Origin of the sequence: Pseudarthrobacter sp. LT1, from assembly GCF_035621795.1 — a bacterium.
GTDB lineage: Bacteria > Actinomycetota > Actinomycetes > Actinomycetales > Micrococcaceae > Arthrobacter.
The window spans coordinates 1,646,457-1,663,610 of record NZ_CP141830.1 but is presented as its reverse complement, the minus strand read 5'-3'; the positions used below and the strand labels follow the sequence as shown (position 1 = coordinate 1,663,610).

Sequence of the window (17,154 nt, the reverse complement as noted above, 5' to 3'; positions counted from 1 at the left end):
GGGCTAGAACCCGTCGACAGCTTTCAGCTTCGGAGCGTCCTTGGACTCATCCTCCGCCGGCTTGACCCCGACACCGAGCTTCTCCTTGATGAGGCGCTCCAGCTCGGCAGCCAGCTCGGGGTTGTCGCGGAGGAACCGGCGCGAGTTCTCCATGCCCTGGCCCAGCTGGTCACCGTCGTAGGTGAACCAGGAGCCGGACTTCTTGATGATGCCGTGCTCCACGCCCATGTCGATGATGCCACCTTCACGGGAGATGCCCTGGCCGTAGATGATGTCGAACTCAGCGACCTTGAAAGGCGGAGCCATCTTGTTCTTGACGATCTTCGCCTTGGTCCGGTTGCCGACGGAATCGGCGCCTTCCTTGAGGGTCTGGATCCGCCGGACGTCGATGCGGACCGACGCGTAGAACTTCAGCGCCTTACCACCGGTGGTGGTTTCCGGGGAACCGAAGAACACGCCGATCTTTTCGCGGAGCTGGTTGATGAAGATGGCGGTGGTCTTGGTCTGGCTCAGGCGGCCGGTGATCTTACGCAGTGCCTGGCTCATGAGCCGTGCTTGGAGGCCGACGTGGCTGTCACCCATGTCGCCTTCGATTTCAGCGCGCGGCACCAAGGCGGCCACGGAGTCGATGACGATGACGTCCAGCGAGCCGGAGCCGACCAGCATGTCCATGATCTCCAAGGCCTGCTCACCGGTATCCGGCTGCGAGACCAGGAGGGCATCCGTGTCCACGCCCAGCTTGGCGGCGTAGTCGGGGTCCAGGGCGTGCTCGGCGTCGATGAAGGCTGCGATCCCGCCGGCGCGCTGGGCGTTCGCCACGGCGTGCAGGGCAACGGTGGTTTTACCCGAGGATTCCGGACCGTAGATTTCGATGACGCGGCCGCGCGGGAGCCCGCCAATGCCGAGGGCCACGTCCAGGGCGATGGAGCCCGTGGGGATGGTTTCGATCGGGGCACGGACTTCGTCGCCCAGGCGCATGACCGAGCCCTTGCCGAACTGCTTGTCAATCTGGGCCAGCGCTGCTTCCAGCGCTTTTGCACGATCCGGGGCTGCCGCCATGGTTGACACCTCTAATGCTTTCTCGATGGTGGCCTACGCGGCCGTTTTATTGGTCATCTCTGACGCTAGGGGGACCCACTGACATTCCGGCCGGAGGACGACGGTTATGTGGATAAACCCGATGGAAAAAGCATAGCCTTATCCGAACAGGTATTCGAAGAGTGGAGTTCCTGCGGCGTGTCAGGAGGAAGGATCCCGGCCGCCCTCGTCAAGGCCGGCCCCGCCATCAATCGCGGCGCGGGGCGATGTCGCGCCCGAGCCGCCGTTCCGCCGGGACGTCCTGGACGTCGCAGACAGCAAGCCATACCCTCCGCGGTTCAATGCCCGCGGCCAGGGCCTGGTCAGCGGTGCGCCCGCCTACGCCGGCAAGGACCAGGGTACTGCTCAGCATGCGGGAGTACCCCGCACCGAACTCGTCATCCATGAGACGCCAGTACTCGCTGATTCGCATCGGTAAATCCTCTCATGATTGCGGACCCTAGAATTGTTGCCATGAGCAACTCCCCGGATCTCCCGCCGCGGCAGGACAAAGGCAACGACGCCGCCGACGCCGCGCTGCAGAATGTCGAACACCAGATCAGCCTCTTTTGGCGGCGGGCCCGGGCCATCTCCAACCAGCTCTCGCGCGAGGTCCATCCGGACATGGAGCCTGCCGCGTATGGGCTCCTGACGGTTATCCGCAGGGAAGGACCCATCCGGCTCACCGATCTTGCCATGAACATCGGGGTGGGCAAGCCGTCTGTCAGCCGGCAGATTGCCTTCCTGGAAAGCCTGGGCCTGGTGTCCAAGGAGGCGGACCCCCTGGACCGCCGGGCGCAGTCCATCCGGCTGACGCCGAAGGGCGAAGAGAAGATGCACCAGGTCCAGGACGCGCGGCGCCAGGTCTTCCAGGAACGGTTGCGCGAGTGGCCGGTGGAGGACCTGCAGGAACTGGCCCGGTGCATGGCCAAGCTGAACTCCACCTATGAGCGTGACGGGTTCGCCAGAGAAACAGCGGACGCATCAACCGCACAGGAAGACGCCCCCGACAACTAAGCGACAGCAGAAAGCCCCCGGCACGGCCGGGGGCTTCCTTATGTTTCCTGGTCCCACCCTGGGGTGGGGCTGCTTTTACCGGGCGCCGGAGAGGAGGCCCGTGGAGAGTTCGTCGTTCAGTTCAGTGTTGAGGTCGCGTTCGAGGTCACGGCCGTAACGCTGGGAAAATTCCTGCGGAACGGTGTCCGGAACTGCGACGCCTTCGGCTACTGCCACGCGGTCACTGACCTCGCGGAGCATGCTTGACAACGGAACATCCAGTGCCGAGCAGATCGAGGACAGAAGCTCTGATGATGCTTCCTTCTGGCCGCGCTCCACTTCGCTGAGGTATCCCAGGGAGACACGGGCACTGTGCGAAACTTCACGGAGCGTGCGCCCCTGACGCTGGCGGACATCGCGCAGGACATCACCGATTTCGTGACGAAGTACTACCATCTTGCGCTCCTTCTGTTCGCTCTTAGCCTGTTCGGCGAGGCCCACATCCTTCCAGCGGACAACGCCGTTTACGGATACGGGCTGCTTTACCATCTGTATCGCCTTGCTCCCTCATTGGTCAGGTCCGCCGCCGGCGAACCCGTCTTGGTCATTTCATCCTAGGCGCCTCCGCTCTCCGGAAGCGACACAATGTAATAACTAATCGGTACCGGCTTTTGTTCCCGGCAACTTTACGCCCGGTAACTTCACAGCCTGCGAGGGTCAGCCGGCCAGGGCCTCAAGCAGTCTTTCCAGGGCGGCGCCGCACGCAGCGGCGCGAATGTCCGGCCTGCTGCCGGTAAAGGTGTATTCGAAACCGGCGGTGCCGGCAGCCGTGGCAATGCCAATGTAAACCCGGCCTACGGGCTTGCCGTCGTGGGCCTCGGGACCGGCGACGCCGGTGGTGGAAAGCCCGACGTCGGCGCCCAGGACAGTGCGCGCCCCGGCGGCCATGGCACGGGCGACGTCGGGGTCGACAGAGCCGGCTCGGGCCAGCAGGTCGGCGGGCACGTGCAGCACCGCGTCCTTCACGGAGTTCTGGTAGGCCACCACCCCGCCCTGGAGCATGCCGGAGGCTCCGGGCGTATCGGCCAGGACCGCAGACACCATCCCGGCCGTCAAAGATTCCGCGGTGGCAACGGTCCGTCCTGACTCGAGCGCCTGCCTGACGGCCTGCGCGGCCAGCTGGTGAAGGTTGCTCATGCCTGTTCCTGCCCTTCCACGGTCCCTGCCTGCCGCTTGCCCTTCGCACGGAGGCGCAGGGCTTCAATCACGTATTCAACGCCGGTCCACAGCGTGATCGCCACGGCGGCCATCATGACGGCGAACGCCACCCAGGACATCCACGGCGCGAACGCCCCGAACGGCAGCAGGTACAGGAAGATTGCCGCGGTCTGCACGACGGTTTTGAGCTTGCCGCCGCGGGAAGCGGGGATGACGCCGTAGCGGATCACGAAGAAGCGCAGCGCAGTGACGCCCCATTCCCGGACCAGGATCACCAGGGTTGCCCACCAGGGCAGTTCGCCCAGCAGGGACAGCATCACCAGCGCGGAGCCGATGAGGAGCTTGTCGGCGATGGGGTCGGCAATCTTGCCGAAGTCGGTGACGAGGTTCCGGCTCCTGGCGATGTCGCCGTCGAGCTTGTCCGTGTAGATGGCCACAGCAAACGCGGCCACTGCCGCCCAGCGCCACGGACTGGAGGTGCTGTGCAGCCCGGGCGCATCGGCCACGAGGAACCACACAAAGAACGGGACCAGCGCGATGCGGATCATGGTCAGGACATTGGGAAGGTTCCAGACCCCGGCACGGCCCTGGCCGGCGGCGGTTGCATCAGTGCTAGTCACGGTTCTAGGCTACCGGCCTAGCGCCCGGTGAGGGACCAGGCGTCTTCGGAGCCGTCGTCGTCATCGCCATAGCCTCCCGGAGCGGAGTCCGAGCCGTCGTAGTATTCGACGTTCTGCTTCCTCTGGTCCAGGTCTGCAGCGACCAGGTCTTCGGCGTAGCCGCCCTGGGCGATGTTGGCGTTGGCATTGTCGCTGAGTGCGGCGGTCTGCGAGTCAGGCGCCGCAGGGGCTTCCTGGCCCTTCATGGCGGCGAGGACGGCGGCGAGGTCGTCCGGCTTCACCAGGACGTCACGCGCCTTGGAACCCTCCGAGGGGCCCACCACTCCCCTGGATTCGAGGAGGTCCATCAGCCGGCCGGCCTTGGCGAACCCGACCCGGAGCTTGCGCTGCAGCATGGAGGTGGAGCCGAACTGGGTGGTGACCACCAGTTCGGTGGCCTGCAGCAGCACCTCGAGGTCGTCCCCGATGTCGTCGTCGATCTGCTTCTTTTCCGCTTCAGGGGCGACGTCGTCACGGTAGACAGCCTGCAGCTGCCCCTTGACGTGCTCCACCACCTTGTGGATTTCCGACTCCGTGACCCAGGCGCCCTGGACGCGCATTGCCTTGGAGGCGCCCATGGGCAGGAAGAGCGCGTCGCCCTGGCCGATGAGCTTTTCGGCGCCCGGCTGGTCCAGGACCACCCTGGAGTCCGTGACGGAGGAGGTGGCGAAGGCCATGCGCGAGGGCACGTTGGCTTTGATGAGGCCCGTGACCACGTCGACCGAGGGCCGCTGGGTGGCCAGCACCAGGTGGATGCCGGCGGCACGGGCAAGCTGGGTGATGCGCACGATCGAGTCTTCGACGTCGCGCGGAGCGACCATCATCAGGTCGGCAAGTTCGTCCACGATCACCAGCAGGTACGGGTAGGGCCGGATGACGCGCTTGGAGTCGACCGGCGGCTGGACCTTGCCGGCGCGCACGGCCTTGTTGAAGTCGTCGATGTGCTTGAAGCCGTAGTTGGCGAGGTCGTCGTAGCGGGCGTCCATTTCCCGCACCACCCACTGCAGCGCTTCGGCGGCCTTCTTGGGATTGGTGATGATGGGCGTGATCAGGTGCGGGACGCCCTCGTAGGCGGTCAGTTCCACACGTTTGGGGTCCACCATGACCATGCGGACCTCGTCCGGGGTGGCGCGCATCAGGATGGACGTGATCATCGAGTTCACGAAGGACGACTTACCGGCACCGGTGGCACCGGCCACCAGGAGGTGCGGCATCTTGGCCAGGTTGGCCACCACGTAGCCACCTTCCACGTCTTTGCCCACGCCCATGACCATCGGGTGGTCCGTACGGCGTGCGTTCTGGCTGCGGAGGACATCGCCCAGGGAGACGGTTTCGCGGTCCGTGTTGGGGATCTCGATGCCGATGGCGGACTTGCCCGGGATGGGGCTGAGGATGCGGACATCGCTGGAGGCAACAGCGTAGGAGATGTTCTTGGACAGGGCGGTGACGCGCTCCACCTTGGTGCCGGGCGAGAGTTCGATCTCGTACCGGGTGACGGTGGGACCGCGGCTGAACCCGGTGACCGTGGCATCAACGTTGAACTGGGTCAGCGTATCCGTGAGGGCGGCGACGACGGCGTCGTTGGCTTCGGTGCGCTCCTTGGGGATGGATCCGGGTGTGAGGAAGTCCGAGGCCGGGAGGGTGTACGTGACGTCGCCGGCGAGTGAAAGTTGCTCGGTCCGCTGCGGGATGGGGACGGGCGGCGGGGCCGGGGCCACGGGGTTGGAGGGCACGGTTGGCGCCGCAGCGGGCTTGCTGGGAGCAGCAGCCCCCGGGATGACCAGTGGAATGGCCTCGGTGGCATTTTCCGGCGGTGACGCCTGGGAGGCGGCACCCAGGCCCTGGGCTGCCTTGATCTTTTCGACGGCGATCTCCGCCTGGGTGGGCCGGCGCACACCCGGCGCAGGCCGGGCAGGTTCCTGCTCGTCGTCGTCAATGACGGCGTGTTCAAAGGCTTCGTCGCCCACGTAGCCCTCAAGGCCTGCCTCGGTCTCCTGGTCCTTCCCAAAGAGCTTGCGCTTCTTCTTCCGGGGTGCGGCGGGGGCCGTCCGTTCCAGGTAGCTGCGGTCGTGGACGTCGGGGCGTTCCTGGTCCATCAGGTCCACGCCCATGAGGTGCTCGTAGGCCCCGCGGATGCGGCGCGGAATGGCCGTGAACGGGGTGGCCGTGATAATCAGCAGGGACACGAAAGCGAGCAGGCCGTAGAGGGCCACAGGCACGGCGGGGTGGATGGCGGCCAGCGGCGTGGCGGCCAGGAAGCCGAGCATGCCACCGGCTTTGCGGAGGCCGTCGAAGCCGTCGGCCACGGTGGGCTGGCCGCCCAGGATGTGCGCCAGGCCGCAGCCGGCGAACGTCATGATCAGGAAGCCGATGCCCACCCTGTTGTTGCCCCGGCCGTCGGAGGGCTGCCGGAACAACCGGAAGGCGCAGACAAAAAGCATGAGCGGGAGCAGCAGCGAAATCCAGCCGAAGGTGCCGTTGACCACGGCGTAGACGGCGTCCGGGAACCAGCCCGTCAGGCCCCACCAGGCGAAGGTTGCGATGAAGACGCCCAGCGCCAGGTTGAACAGCGCGGCGCCGTCGCGGCGGTCCTCGGCGGGAAGGTCACTGACGTCATGGCCGATGCGGCGCACTCCCCCGCCCACCAGATGGCCCATGCCCAGCCATGCTCCGCCTACGACGCGCAGCAGCCACGGCTGGTGGTGTTCGACGGCGGGAAGCTGGCGGGTGCGTGCGGTGCTGGATGAGCCGCCGCGCCCTGCCTTGCTGGCAGTGGAGCCGGTTCCGCGGGCTGTGGAGCTCCCGGATTTGCTGCCGGAGCTGCCCCTGCCGGTACCTTTGGGCGCGGAAGTAGTACGTGTGGCCATAGTAGCCACGGTACCGGAAGCATGCTGTGATTCCGGGGATATCGGGGCCCGGGGAGCGCATCGGTTGGGGGCACCGGCCGCACCGCCCGGACACGCGGAAGGCCCCGGTTCACGGTGAACCGGGGCCTTCCGAACCTGCCCTACGGCAGCGGAGGTAATCTCAGGCCTCGAGCACCACCGGGATGATCATGGGCTTGCGGCGCAGCTTGCGGTTGACCCACGTGCCCACAACGCGGCGCACCACCTGCTGGAGCTGGTGGCTGGTGTGGTCTGCGTGGTTCTGGACTGCTTCTTCCAGTGCCGCGTTGATCTTGGGGATGATGTCGTCGAAGACTGAATCGTCCTCGGCAACGCCCCGGGCGTGGATCTCGGGCCCGGACACTACCTTGCCGGTGGCCCGGTGGATGACCGTGATGATCGAGATAAAGCCTTCGTCGCCCAGGATGCGGCGGTCCTTGAGGTCCGCGTCGGTGATTTCGCCCACGCTGGAGCCGTCAACGTAGACAAATCCAACCTCCACCTGGCCCACGATGTCCGCCTGGTGGTCGCGCAGGTCGATGACGGTGCCATTGTCGGCAAGGATGACGCTGGCATCCGGTACACCGGATTCGATGGCGATCTTGCCGTTGGCGATCAGGTGCCGGGTTTCGCCGTGCACAGGCATCGCGTTGAGCGGCTCGAGGATGTTGTAGCAGTAGAGCAGTTCGCCGGCTGCTGCGTGGCCGGACACGTGGACCTTGACGTTGCCCTTGTGGATCACGTCGGCGCCGAGTTTGAGGAGGCCGTTGATAATCCGGAACACCGCATTTTCATTGCCCGGGATGAGGCTGGAGGCCAGGATGACGGTATCGCCGTCGCCCACCACCACGCGGTGGTCGCCGTTTGCCATCCGGGACAGGGCCGCCATGGGCTCGCCCTGGGAGCCGGTGGACATGAGGACCACGCGGTTGTCCGGCAGGTTGTCGATGTTCTTGATGTCGACGATCAGCCCGGAAGGGACGTCCAGGTAGCCCAGCTTCTCCGCGATGGCCATGTTGCGGACCATGGAGCGGCCCACAAAGGCCACCTTGCGGTTGTGCTTGGCAGCGGCGTCAAGGACCTGCTGCACGCGGTGGACGTGGGAGGAGAAGGACGCCACGATGATGCGCTTGGTGGCCTGGCCGAAAAGCCGCTCCAGCGTGGGGCCGATTTCCTTCTCGGCCGTGGTGAATCCGGGCACGTCGGCGTTGGTGGAGTCGGACATGAAGAGGTCAACGCCCTCCTCGCCCAGCTTGGCGAAGTGGCGCAGGTCGGTGATGCGTCCGTCCAGCGGCAGCTGGTCCATCTTGAAGTCACCGGTGTGCAGGACCGTTCCGCCGGCAGTGCGGATGAACACGGCAAGGGCATCCGGGATGGAGTGGTTGACGGCGACGAACTCGCATTCGAACGGCCCGAATTTCTCCACCTGGCCTTCCTCAACGGTCAGCGTGTAGGGCCGGATGCGGTGCTCCTGCAGCTTCGCTTCGATCAGGGCCAGCGTCAGCTGGGAGCCCACCAGCGGGATGTCGTTGCGCAGGCGCAGCAGGTACGGCACGGCGCCGATGTGGTCCTCGTGGCCATGCGTGAGGATCACGGCCACGACGTCGTCCAGCCGGTCCTCGATGTACGAGAAGTCCGGCAGGATCAGGTCAACGCCGGGCTGGGTTTCCTCAGGAAAGAGGACGCCGCAGTCTACGATCAGCAGTTTGCCGTCGATTTCGAACACGGCCATGTTCCGGCCGATCTCCCCGAGCCCGCCAAGCGGGACGATCCGCAGCGTGCCTTGGGGCAGGCGCGGTGGGGTAACGAGGCCGGTAAGGGCAGTTTGGGTCATAGTGCACTTCTTTCCAGGCGGAAGGGTGCCGGTCTTAGCCTCAGGAGAAGACCAGCCCCGCTTCCGCCAAATCCCCGCGGATGGTTTCGATCTCGGTTTCGTCCGGCTCCACGAGGGGCAAACGGACAATCGAGTTGGGCAGGACTCCCTGCCATTTAAGAATCTGTTTGGCCGCCACGGCCCCCTGGACACGGGTCATGGTTGCGCGGACCACGGGCTGCAGCTCGAAGTTGATCTTGCGGGCAGTCCCAAGGTCATTGGCGTTGACGGCGTCGATGAGTTCGCGGAAGCGGCGGGTGGCGACGTGGGTAGTGACACCCACCAGGCCGACGGCGCCCAGCGCCATCCAGGGAAGGGTCAGCCCGTCGTCGCCCGAGTAAAACAGGAGGTCGGTTTCCGCCATGACGCGGGTGGCTGCGGTGAGGTCTGCCTTGGCGTCCTTGACGGCGACGATGTTGGGGTGCTGCGCCAATCGGATCATGGTGTCGGGTTCGATCGGGATCGAGGACCGGCCGGGAATGTCGTACAGCATGACCGGAACGTCGACGGCGGAGGCGATGGTCTCGAAGTGGGCGCGGACACCGGCCTGGCTGGGCTTGTTGTAGTAAGGGGTCACCAGGAGGAGGCCGTCGACGCCGAGGGCAGCAGCCTGCTGGGAGAGGTGGACCGAGTGCGCGGTGTCATTGGTGCCGGTCCCGGCAATGATGGCCGCCCGGCCGCCCACGGCGTCCTTCACGGCGCGGAACATGCCGAGGTTCTCTTCGTCTGTCAGCGTGGAGGTCTCACCGGTGGTACCGGTGACCACCAGGCCGTCACAGCCGTCGTCGACCAGCTTGCTGGCCAGCGCTGCCGCCTGGTCGTAATCCACTGCGCCGTCCTTGGTGAACGGCGTGACCATGGCGGTCAGGAGGGTACCGAGGGCAGGGATGTGCGCGGAAGAGTCAGCCATGGAAAAAACGTTACCCTGTCCCCGGCTGGTTAGGACAATGCCACGGGCGTGACGAACGTCAAATACGGTGCCGCCCCGGCCGTGGCGCGTCCGTCCCCGCGTGGCAATAACGGCCAACGGCCGACTGCCGGAGGCCCTCTGCCCAGGAGGCGAGCCGCTGTGCCGCCCGCACGTAATGGAACAACTCCATGGGCGTCAGGGCATCAAGATCCGTTTCAGCAAGCCTGCGGGCCAGCTCGGCCCCCTCCGGCTGGGCCGCAAGGCTGACACCTTCCTTTTCCCACGCGACGTCCTCGGCGGGCCGCCCCGAGACAAGCTGGCGGAACAAGTAGTCCACCACTCCGGGACTCATTGCCTTCAGCGGCCCGTCCGCGGCGCCAGGATCCCCGGGCGCAAGGGCGTCCGGGGTGTACCGGCGCGGCAGGCTCCCGGACTGCACATGGCCCTCCGGCGCGGGGCCTGCCTGAACATGGCCCTCCCGCACGGGCCCCGCCTGCAGACTGCCCGAGGCGGGCCCGGGCTGCCGGCGCCCCTGCCCCCTGGTTTCAGGGGTGCCTCCCCCGGCCGCTCCTCCCCTGGATCCGGATGCTCCGGACGACGTCATTTCCATACCCGACATGCTATTCGAACATATATTCGAATACAAGGCATCCCGGTACTCCCGGCACCGGTACCGGTGGGACGGAGGCAAGGATGGAGGCACAGGATGGACGGAGGCACAGGCGCCCCGGAGCCCTGATGACCGCCCCCGGCTGTGACAAGCGACCCGGGAGCAGCATGTGAGACGATCTGGTCATGACGTCCCGAAGCCCGGCCACCCGGTCCCGCAAGGCCCCAGGCAGGCAACAACCGGGGCGCCTCCGGGGCATCGACGCCGCCCGCGGCGTGGCGTTGCTGGGCATGATGGCCACCCACCTGCTGCCGACGTTCGAATCGAATGCAAACCTCACGCCAACCTGGATTGGCCTCACCTTCTCGGGACGCGCCGCCGCCCTCTTCGCTGTGCTGGCCGGCGTTGGACTTGCCCTGTCCACCGGGAAGGACAAGCCGCTGGAGGGCCCCGGACTCTCCGCCGCCCGGCGCGGCGTGGCGCTGCGCGCCCTGGTGATTGCCGCCGTCGGACTTACCCTGGGCGGCCTGGACGTGAACGTGGCCATCATCCTGGTCCACTACGCCGTGCTGTTCCTGTGCATCCTCCCCTTCCTGGGGCTTGGCGTGAAGCCGCTTTGCGCCTGGGCCGGCGGCTGGATCCTTGCCTCGCCGGTGCTGGCATACCTTATGCGGCCCTGGCTCCTTGCCCCCGAACCACCCCTGAAGCTGGGCCACAACCCTGGCTGGGAAGACCTCGGAACACCTTCCAGGCTGCTCGCGGATGTGTTCTTCACCGGCTACTACCCTGTGTTCCAGTGGCTGTCCTACCTGCTGGTGGGACTGGTGATCGGCCGCCTGGTTCTCACCAAGGCACTGGTCCCCATACTGTTGCTGACGGCCGGAACCATAGTGGCCGTGGCAGCCAAGGCCGTGGGGGCAGCGGCCATGGAGGACTGGGGCGGCCTGGAAGCGCTGGAAAAGGTCGTCAATTCCCCGGGGTACCCGCTGGACAGCGTGCTGCAGGTCAACCTGACGGGCATTTCCCAGGAGGGCTCATGGTGGTGGCTGGCATCGGCCGCACCGCATTCGGGAACTCCGCTTGATCTGCTGCACACCTCGGCAGTGGCGGCGGCAGTGATTGGGGCCTGCCTGCTGCTGGGGCGCCTCGCAGAGTGGGTGGACCTGGACCTGCTGCTGCCGCTGCGCGGGGCCGGCGCCATGACCCTGACCCTGTACACAGTCCACGTTTGGGTGGTTTCCAGCTTCTACCTGAAACCCCTGCCCGCCGGCTGGACCGAGGACGGGATGTACTTTGCCCAGGCGGCCACTGCCATCACTGTGGGCATTGTCTTTGCGCGCCTGTCCTGGCGCGGCCCGCTGGAATGGGCGGGCCATGCGGCGGCCGTGGTGGGCCGGGGCGGCTTCAAGGCCCTCTCCTGAGCTGAAATGAAAAGAACCCGCGGCCCCACCGAAGGGTGGGGCCGCGGGTCCCGTTCTAAAACCGGGCGCGGGTGCGTCGGCTGCTACTGCGGGGTCAGGGTGAAGGTGGCCGTCTTGTCGCCGAAGTCATCGTTGACGACAACCTGGGTGGGGCCCTTCTTCACATCAAACGCAATGACGCCCTGGCGGACATCGCCGGCACCGACCTCGTCGGTCGGCAGGGCACCCATTCCATCGTCGAGGTAGACCAGTTCGCCCTCGTTGCCCTCGGCGTCATAGACCTTGAAATTCGAGGGGCTGGAGAAGCTGCTTCCGGTCAGCGTCTCCCAGGAAACCTTGACCGCCAGGAAACCGCCGTTCTTCGGCTGCATGTAGGTCATGCCCGGGATTTCGGCCGTGTAGATGGAATCGAGGACGCTGATCTTTACGGTGTTGCCTTCGGACACGGTGGCCACGAAGGAGTTTGCGCCGGCGGCGGCGCCACTGGTCGGGGCGGCTCCGTTCGACGGAGTTGTTCCACGTGACGGGTTGGGCGCAGCCTGCGAGGCCGACGGAAGCTCGGGAGATACGGGGAGCTTCCGGTTGTCCAGGGCAGCCCCGATCATGGCGACGGACATGATGGCCAGCAGGATGCCGGTGATGATGCTGATAAGCCAGACGACGCCGGTGATGATCCAGGCCTTCTTCTTGTTCTCCGGGTAGCCCTCAAGCGGGCGGCCATCCTTGTCCCTGGTGTTTCCGGTCAAGGTGATGATCAGGTCCACGATGGCCCAGATGCCGAGGCCACCGGCCGTCAGCAGCTTGGCGATACCCGAGCCGGTCTTGCCAAGGTAGAAGCGGTCCGCGCCGAAGGTACCCAGCAGCAGCGAAAGGATCCAGGTTGTCATGAACGACTTCCGCGGACCGTCCGCGTAGGGACCGCTGCCCAGCGGCCCCGGCTGGTATTCCCCCTGCGGAGCTCCAGGGTACTGCCCCTCAAACGTGGAATGTCCCCCGAAGGTGGACGGGGCCGGCGGAATGGGCGGAGCGGACGGTCCGCTCTGGGATGGGTTGGGGAAATTCGGGTGGCTCATGGATGGTCCTTCTGTCCAAAGGTGCGGGTTCTTGGGTGCACGGGTGCAGGTGTGCGGGCGGGTTCAAGGGTTGGGTTGCGTGCAGCGTCAGGCAGCCTCCGGCTTCCCGGCACGCGGCAAGGGAGCGCTGGTGCGTGGCAGGGATGGGTGCGGTTGCCCGGGGAGGGGCCTGGGGTGCAGCTGGACCACGCCCGTGGCATGGACATGGCCAACCTCATGCTTTCCCCCAAAGCTAAAGCGTCTTTACTAAATAAACCTACCGCGGACGGCAGCGTACTGCGATGGGCAGAAATGCCCATCGCAGTAAACGGTGCAGGAGGCCGCGGAGCGCGGGGCCTGCTGGAGCAGGGCCGGCGCCGGCCGGTATCAGGACGCGGCGGAAAAGAGCCGCACGGCGTCACGCATGGATGCCCGCGCCCGTTTGCGGTCGCCGGCAGCGTCATAGGCGCAGCTCAGCCGGAACCAGGAACGCCAGTCATCGGGAGCGGCCTCGGCTTCGGCCCGGTACTTTTCGAATTCAGCGTCCGCCGCGGCCCGGACGATCCGGCCGCCCGGCGTGCGCGGAAGCTCATCGACGGGCAGCCCGCCTTCGGCTTCCAAGACCTTGGCCATCTGCTCGGTGCGGGCACCGAACATCAGCTCGCGGATCAGGGCCCAGGCACCAACCACAGGCAGTACCAGGTAGGCGGCGCCGATGGCCTTGGCCGTGAGGTTGCTGTCCGTCAGGAGCAGGACTGAGCGTTGGAGCGACACCACCAGGTAGAAGACCAGCAGCAGCGTCACCGCGCCCACCCAGATCTTGGTGCGGTTCTTCCGGAAGCCGGCAAGGAGCCCGTTCACGGCTTAGAGCCCCAGGTCCAGGTAGCCGTCCAGGCCGAAGGTCAGCCCCGGGTGTGCGGCAACGTTGCGCAGGCCCAGGAGCACGCCGGGCATGAACGAGGCGCGGTCGAAGGAATCGTGGCGGAGGGTCAGCTGTTCGCCCGGGCCGCCCAGCAGGACTTCCTGGTGTGCCACGAGGCCGCGAAGCCGGACACTGTGGACCCGGACGCCGTCCACGTCGCAGCCTCGGGCGCCGGCACGTTCACTGGTGGTGGCATCCGGGCTGGGCGGCACCTGCGCTGCCCGGCGTTCGGCGGCGATCAGCTCAGCGGTGCGGACTGCGGTGCCGGAAGGGGCGTCCACCTTGTCCGGATGGTGCAGCTCGATGATCTCCACCGATTCGAAGTATTTGGACGCCTTCGCGGCGAAGGCAGAGGCCAGCACCGAGCCCAGGGCGAAGTTGGGGGCGATGAGAACGCCGGTCTCCGGGTGCGCTGCCAGCAGGGATTCCAGGGCGGACAGCCGCCCCGCGTCCCAGCCGGTGGTGCCCACCACGGCGTGGATGCCGTGCTCGACGGCGAAGCGGACGTTCGCTTCGGTGCTTTCGGGAACCGTCAGGTCCACCACGTAGCGGGCACCTGAGGCTGCCAGCTGCTCCAGCGAGTCACCCCGTCCCAGGGCTGCAACGAGCTTCATGTCGGGCGCGGCGTCAATGGCCTTGACGGCCTCGGCGCCCATGCGTCCATTGGCACCAAGGACGGCCACCAGCTTGGGAACGGAGTGTTGTTCGGTCATGGCATTAACCCTACCGGCGGGACGGGTGCGGGCAGGAACCGGACGGCGTGCGTTACCTCGCACTCGGGGCGCCGTGCGGGCAGCAGCGTCAGCTGCCTGCGCCGACCCATTCCACGGTGCCGTCCGAGAAGAACTGTTCCTTCCAGATGGGAACCTGTTCCTTGATGCGGTCCACCAGATCGGAGCAGACCGCGAATGCCTGCCCTCGGTGCGCGGCGGACACCGCGCACACCAGGGCGGGCTCCCCGATCTCCAGCATCCCGATCCGGTGAGCCGCCCAGATCCGGACGGGCTGTCCGGGGCCGGCACCTGCTTCGGCGTTCTGTTCGGCAACCAGGCCCGCGACGACGTCGGCCATCACCTGGTGCGCCGTGGGGTGCGCACTGTAGCTGAGGCGCTCAACGGCCTTGCCGCCGTCGTGGTTGCGCACCACACCGCTGAAGCTGACCACGGCGCCCGCCGTGTCACTTTCCACTGCCGCAATTGCCTGGTCCACGGAGATGGGCTCCGCGCTCAGGACCGCGCTCACTACTTCGAATGCTTCAGTGCCCATGTCCGCCTTCCAGCTGGTCACAAAGATGCCCGATCACCGGGTCCAGGACGGTCAACCCGTCCATGACGCCCTTGGGCGACCCGGGCAGGTTCACGATGAAGGTGCGCCCCGCGGCGCCGGCATAGCCCCGGCTGAGGGCCGCCAGCGGGGTCTTGGCAGCGCCGGCGCGGCGAATCGCCTCCATGATGCCGGGGATTTCCCGGTCCAGCAGCGGCAGGGTGACGTCCGGTGTCCGGTCGTCCGGGCTGAGGCCGGTGCCGCCGCTGGTGATGATGATGGCGGGGTGCTGGGTGAGGAGCGCGCGGATGGCGGCGCCCGCGGGATCGCCGTCCGGGACCACCATGGCCGGGAAGACGTCAAAGCCATGCTCAGTGAGCCAGTCGGTGATGACCGGTCCGGTCTCGTCGTCGTAGATGCCCGCGGCGGCCCGGGTGGAGGCGATGACGACGCCGGCCTTCCGCCCCTGCACGTCGCCGTGCCGGTGCGGTTCGGGGACGTCCAGGATGTTGGGGGTGGTCACAGGGCCCAGTCTCCGCTCTTGCCGCCACTTTTGGCCAGCACCTTGATGTCTGTCAGGACGGCATGTTTGTCCACGGCCTTGATCATGTCGTAGACGCTGAGGGCTGCCACCGACGCGGCGGTCAGGGCCTCCATTTCCACTCCGGTGACGCCCCGGGTCTTGACAGTGGAGCTGATGGCGACGGCATCCTCGCCGAGGTCGAAATCGACCGTGACTTTGGCGAGGGGCAGCGGATGGCAGAGCGGAATCAGCTCCGGAGTCTTCTTGGCCGCCATGATGCCGGCCACACGGGCGACGGCCAGCGCGTCCCCCTTGGGAAGCCCGCCGGTGCCCAGGAGCCGCATCACCTCCGGGGTGGTCCGGACCGTGGCGGTGGCCGTGGCCTCGCGGGTTGTTTCTGCCTTGGCGGAAACATCCACCATCTGGGCGCTGCCGTCCTGGCGCAGGTGCGTCAGTGCGGGGGTTTGTTCTGCGTTCACAGCATCCATACTTCCACCTCGTCGCCGGCGGCGAGCTCCGTTACGCCGGCGGGGACGTGGACCAGGACGTTGGAACCGGCGAGCGCGTGCATCAGGTGCGAGCCCTCGCCGCCCTCCAGCTTCACGGTCCCGTCCGGTTGCAGGCTTCCACGCCGGATCTGGTGCTTGTGGGCGGGGGACGCCAGGGGCTGGTCCAGGCGGGCACGCAGGGGCAGCCTGGGTGCCGGCGCCCCCAGGAATGCTGACAGGGCGGGACGGAGGAACATTTCAAATGACACCAGGCAGCTGACCGGATTGCCCGGGAACCCAAGGAAGGGAACGCCGTCGAACGTGCCGATTCCCTGGGGGCCACCGGGCTGCATGGCCACATGCAGGAACTCCACAGGCTGGTCGGCCATCGCCTGGCGCACCACCTCGTAGGCGCCCTTGCTCACCCCGCCCGTGGTCACGATCAGGTCTGCACGCCGGCTCCCGGCGCGCAGCAGAGCCAGCAGTTCCGCGGGGTTGTCGGTGGAAATGGCGGTGCGCCGGACAGTCAGCCCGGCCTGCTTCATGGCGGCTTCCAGGAGGGTTCCGTTGGAGTCGTAGATCTTGCCCGGCGGAAGGTCCCGGCCGGGATCCACCACCTCGTCACCGGTAGTGACGAGCAGGACGGTGGCGGCCTTGTACACCGTCACTTCCGGGATGCCCAGCGCGGCGAGCAGCCCCAACTGGGCCGGTCCCAGGCAGGTACCGGCAGCCAGTGCCCGCTCCCCCGCAGCGATGTCGCTGCCGGCGGCGCGGACGTAGGTTCCCGGGGCGGTGGCAGGCAGTTTCACTGCGCCGTTCCAGTTCACTGCGCCGTCCGGGCCGGGCTCCGGGAAGCGGTCCGGCTCCGCTTTTTCAATGGGTACGACGGCGTCAGCCCCCTCCGGGATCATGGCACCGGTCATGATGGGGGCGGCCGTACCGGGCGCGAGCGGCTGCGGGCTGGACCCGGCGGGAACCGGGGGCACGATGCTCAGGTCAGCGCCGGCGCCGGACAGGTCGCCGGAGCGGACGGCGTACCCGTCCATCTGCGAGTTGGCGAACGGGGGAAGGCTGATCGGCGCGGTGACATGGTCCACCAGGCCGCGGCCCAGTGCCTGGGTGAGCGGCAGGGTTTCCGTGCGCTCAAGCGAGCGGAGCGGCTGGAGGAGTTCCGCGACGGCGGCGGCATGACCAGCGACGCTCCGCGCATGTTCGGCCTTGCCGTGGGGGTGGCTGGTCATGGGTACGCCTTTGGTC

General features: G+C 66.9%; 18 protein-coding genes. 2 read left to right on the top strand and 16 right to left on the bottom strand.

What is annotated here, in order from left to right; all coding sequences use genetic code 11:
- Positions 1-3: 3 nt before the first annotated feature.
- Together recA and VIK36_RS07820 are read right to left on the bottom strand one after the other, a co-directional pair.
- Positions 4-1,059 (bottom strand): recombinase RecA, encoded by a 1,056-nt coding sequence (gene recA / locus VIK36_RS07825; protein ID WP_043455230.1) that lies wholly within the window; start codon positions 1,057-1,059, stop codon positions 4-6.
- Between the two features lie 226 nt (positions 1,060-1,285).
- Entirely contained in the window at positions 1,286-1,510 is a 225-nt protein-coding gene (locus VIK36_RS07820) for a DUF3046 domain-containing protein (protein ID WP_255175053.1), read from the bottom strand.
- A 41-nt stretch (positions 1,511-1,551) separates the two neighbouring features.
- Between VIK36_RS07820 and VIK36_RS07815 the strand changes: the two genes are divergently transcribed.
- Positions 1,552-2,094: a MarR family winged helix-turn-helix transcriptional regulator gene (locus VIK36_RS07815; protein ID WP_255175052.1), complete on the top strand. Its 543-nt coding sequence runs from the start codon at positions 1,552-1,554 to the stop codon at positions 2,092-2,094.
- Between the two features lie 75 nt (positions 2,095-2,169).
- Here the strand turns inward: VIK36_RS07815 and VIK36_RS07810 are convergent, their stop codons facing one another.
- From VIK36_RS07810 to VIK36_RS07780, 7 genes are all read right to left on the bottom strand, one after another.
- Positions 2,170-2,622 carry a helix-turn-helix domain-containing protein gene (locus VIK36_RS07810; RefSeq protein WP_018771597.1) on the bottom strand — a complete coding sequence of 151 codons (453 nt, stop codon included), beginning with the start codon at positions 2,620-2,622 and terminating at the stop codon, positions 2,170-2,172.
- A 168-nt stretch (positions 2,623-2,790) separates the two neighbouring features.
- Positions 2,791-3,270: a CinA family protein gene (locus tag VIK36_RS07805; protein ID WP_324644698.1), complete on the bottom strand. Its 480-nt coding sequence runs from the start codon at positions 3,268-3,270 to the stop codon at positions 2,791-2,793.
- Positions 3,267-3,911, bottom strand: coding sequence for a CDP-diacylglycerol--glycerol-3-phosphate 3-phosphatidyltransferase (gene pgsA / locus VIK36_RS07800; RefSeq protein ID WP_255175051.1), 645 nt, complete (start codon positions 3,909-3,911; stop codon positions 3,267-3,269). Before pgsA ends, VIK36_RS07805 begins: the two co-directional genes overlap by 4 nt.
- A gap of 17 nt (positions 3,912-3,928) precedes the next feature.
- Complete coding sequence (locus VIK36_RS07795; RefSeq protein ID WP_324644697.1) at positions 3,929-6,817, bottom strand: FtsK/SpoIIIE family DNA translocase; 2,889 nt, start codon at positions 6,815-6,817, stop codon at positions 3,929-3,931.
- 160 nt (positions 6,818-6,977) lie between these two features.
- Positions 6,978-8,669, bottom strand: a complete 1,692-nt coding sequence (locus VIK36_RS07790; protein WP_324644696.1) for a ribonuclease J — start codon at positions 8,667-8,669, stop codon at positions 6,978-6,980.
- 40 nt (positions 8,670-8,709) lie between these two features.
- A complete protein-coding gene (gene dapA / locus VIK36_RS07785; RefSeq protein WP_141940780.1) occupies positions 8,710-9,618 on the bottom strand; it encodes a 4-hydroxy-tetrahydrodipicolinate synthase in 909 nt (302 codons plus the stop codon).
- A gap of 58 nt (positions 9,619-9,676) precedes the next feature.
- Positions 9,677-10,228, bottom strand: a complete 552-nt coding sequence (locus VIK36_RS07780; protein WP_324644695.1) for a hypothetical protein — start codon at positions 10,226-10,228, stop codon at positions 9,677-9,679.
- A gap of 185 nt (positions 10,229-10,413) precedes the next feature.
- Between VIK36_RS07780 and VIK36_RS07775 the strand changes: the two genes are divergently transcribed.
- The gene (locus tag VIK36_RS07775) at positions 10,414-11,649 is read left to right on the top strand and encodes a heparan-alpha-glucosaminide N-acetyltransferase domain-containing protein (RefSeq protein WP_324644694.1); all 1,236 of its coding nucleotides are present in this window, start codon (positions 10,414-10,416) and stop codon (positions 11,647-11,649) included.
- Positions 11,650-11,732: 83 nt separating this feature from the next.
- Here the strand turns inward: VIK36_RS07775 and VIK36_RS07770 are convergent, their stop codons facing one another.
- The 7 genes from VIK36_RS07770 to glp all read right to left on the bottom strand — a co-directional run bounded on the left by VIK36_RS07770 (position 11,733) and on the right by glp (position 17,138).
- Complete coding sequence (locus VIK36_RS07770; RefSeq protein ID WP_255175046.1) at positions 11,733-12,722, bottom strand: TM2 domain-containing protein; 990 nt, start codon at positions 12,720-12,722, stop codon at positions 11,733-11,735.
- Positions 12,723-13,088: 366 nt separating this feature from the next.
- Complete coding sequence (locus tag VIK36_RS07765; protein WP_255175045.1) at positions 13,089-13,562, bottom strand: hypothetical protein; 474 nt, start codon at positions 13,560-13,562, stop codon at positions 13,089-13,091.
- A gap of 3 nt (positions 13,563-13,565) precedes the next feature.
- The gene (gene dapB, locus VIK36_RS07760; RefSeq protein WP_255175044.1) at positions 13,566-14,336 is read right to left on the bottom strand and encodes a 4-hydroxy-tetrahydrodipicolinate reductase; all 771 of its coding nucleotides are present in this window, start codon (positions 14,334-14,336) and stop codon (positions 13,566-13,568) included.
- A gap of 88 nt (positions 14,337-14,424) precedes the next feature.
- Complete coding sequence (locus VIK36_RS07755) at positions 14,425-14,889, bottom strand: molybdenum cofactor biosynthesis protein MoaE (protein ID WP_255175043.1); 465 nt, start codon at positions 14,887-14,889, stop codon at positions 14,425-14,427.
- The gene (locus VIK36_RS07750) at positions 14,879-15,409 is read right to left on the bottom strand and encodes a MogA/MoaB family molybdenum cofactor biosynthesis protein (RefSeq protein ID WP_255175042.1); all 531 of its coding nucleotides are present in this window, start codon (positions 15,407-15,409) and stop codon (positions 14,879-14,881) included. Before VIK36_RS07750 ends, VIK36_RS07755 begins: the two co-directional genes overlap by 11 nt.
- Positions 15,406-15,897 (bottom strand): cyclic pyranopterin monophosphate synthase MoaC, encoded by a 492-nt coding sequence (gene moaC / locus VIK36_RS07745; protein WP_324644693.1) that lies wholly within the window; start codon positions 15,895-15,897, stop codon positions 15,406-15,408. Before moaC ends, VIK36_RS07750 begins: the two co-directional genes overlap by 4 nt.
- Positions 15,885-17,138 (bottom strand): gephyrin-like molybdotransferase Glp, encoded by a 1,254-nt coding sequence (gene glp, locus VIK36_RS07740; RefSeq protein ID WP_324644692.1) that lies wholly within the window; start codon positions 17,136-17,138, stop codon positions 15,885-15,887. Before glp ends, moaC begins: the two co-directional genes overlap by 13 nt.
- Between the last annotated feature and the right edge of the window lie 16 nt (positions 17,139-17,154).